The organism is Pseudomonas gessardii, from assembly GCF_001983165.1.
Lineage (GTDB): Bacteria > Pseudomonadota > Gammaproteobacteria > Pseudomonadales > Pseudomonadaceae > Aquipseudomonas > Aquipseudomonas gessardii.
The window spans coordinates 1-1,943 of sequence record NZ_MNPU01000118.1 but is presented as its reverse complement, the minus strand read 5'-3'; the positions used below and the strand labels follow the sequence as shown (position 1 = coordinate 1,943).

Annotated in this window: 2 protein-coding genes; both read left to right on the top strand. The window is 50.5% G+C overall.

Translation table 11 applies throughout. The features are described 5' to 3' along the window. Positions 1-211 precede the first annotated feature (211 nt). Positions 212-613, top strand: coding sequence for a hypothetical protein (locus BLL38_RS29850; protein ID WP_169922486.1), 402 nt, complete (start codon positions 212-214; stop codon positions 611-613). Between the two features lie 358 nt (positions 614-971). Next, positions 972-1,841, top strand: coding sequence for a hypothetical protein (locus tag BLL38_RS29845; protein WP_242627661.1), 870 nt, complete (start codon positions 972-974; stop codon positions 1,839-1,841). Positions 1,842-1,943 lie beyond the last annotated feature (102 nt).

The window sequence follows — 1,943 nt, the reverse complement described above, 5'->3', positions numbered from 1 at the left end:
TAGCTTCTTCATGCGATACAACCGAATCAGGCTCCACAGCTACAACAACTACCTGTCGCCAATAGCCATGGAGCAAAAAGCGGCATAAACACCGTAATCGGTGTCCGGGATGACTTGACCAGTTCAAATAGCCGTTGTCTCCTTAGGCAAAGCATACGAGCTAAGCATTCCCGACCAGGGCCTGGTCCCATTGCTGGGTTGGATAGGCGCTGTGGCCACCGGTACCATTGCATCGGTCGTCCACCTGGGTACTAGTTCATTGCAGGGGTTCGCTATTGCATTGCTCGTGATGATTATTTCGATGCACGCGATCCCAAGTACAGCCGATATCGCCCTAGGTCTCAAGGGCTTTGCCATCGTCACGATCGGTTTCGGAGGCCTAGTTGTACTGCTCCAGATGATCCCCTTCCAAGGGGAAGGCGTTGCAATGAAGTACATCATCAGGTCAGCGGATCTTGTGGCACGTTATCTCGAGATCGGTATGTGGCACGCACTCAACGGCGCAGTAACGGTGGTGACGTTATCGGTCTGTGGCAGCGTAGTTCTGATCTTGCTCCCAGCGATTTTTTTCCATCTCAAATCCTTCTGGGATGGAGCACGTGGCCATGTATAGAACCCCAAAGTGGGATATTTAACTTTCCTTGACACCAGGCGGGGCTTGCTGATACCCTTGTCAGGAGGCTACTGCCTGACTCTCTCCAGATCCAGCACGATTCCCGTGCAATCCTGACAGAGAGCCCGTATGACACCCCGCCGAGCTACTTCCCTCCGCCCTGGACAATATTTAAGCACCTGATCCGCGTTGCATCCGTCACTGGCGGTCTGCCGGAGCGTGACGTGATGCTGTTGTGGCTCACTATTCCATAAGTTAGACCCTTGGGTTGAATCGCTTAACAACAAAAAGATTGACAGGTAGCGATTGTAAACTGACGCATAACATATAGGATTGACTGATTCATCAGGGGGGGCGAATGTCCTACACCAATCCGCGTCACGAAGGTCGTCTGATTCTCATCCCGAATTTGCAGGATGCCTTCGCTATCCTGCATGTCAGTGAAGCGCCTCGCGGCTCTATTGAGTCAGCGCTTGAGGGGGCTGAATCCAATCTGCTTTATAAATGCGATGAAGTCGGTTCAGGGAATGACCGTGCCCTGTTCAATTTCCCATTTTTGTTTAGTGCTAATGGCAACCCTTGGCACGAAGCGAACGACTACTTGCTGAGTCTCATGCGTGATAGGGCTCCTGCAAGTCGACGCACTGATGATGTTAGGCGTCGTGCCAGTAAACTGTTGGATTACCTCCTATTCTGTGAGGATAACAATCTGGATTGGCTCGACTTTTCCGGTGCCCGTCCTTCGCTTCGCCCGACTTACAAGTACTTCTATCACCTGATTAAAGAAGGCCGTCGCAGTAATCAGGTCATCAATCAATATACCGCTGCGGTCTATCACTTTTATAAGTACGTTTCCGAGCATTGGCATTACCTCGATCTAAAGCGTGTTGATACGATCAAGCAAGTGCGGCTTATCGTGCAGAGCCCAAAAGGCGCGAAAATCATCGATGCTGAAAAGCGCAGCCAAACGCGGCGTACGCCGCCTAGTAGCTCCGTTCCTTTGGGATTCGTGCGTGAAGATGGCGAGGATCTTCGACCTCTCTCCAATCTTGAGTTAGGCGCGCTTTTGGAGGCCATTAATGAAAAGAAATGGTCAACGATTGAGCGGTTGATTCTTCTCACGTCTCTGATGACTGGAGCTCGTAAGCAAAGTGTTTTGACCATACGCTTGAAGCATTTGAAAGGATTTACAGAAGACAAACTAGGCTCTTCGCATTTAAGGGTGTAGCTGATTTCTAAACCCTCCTGACTTCAGCAAGCACCTGGCTATGTAATTGGTTAAATTTCTAAAGCCCAAGGCGGTACCTCGTAAGTGCTCAAGTCGCCCGTT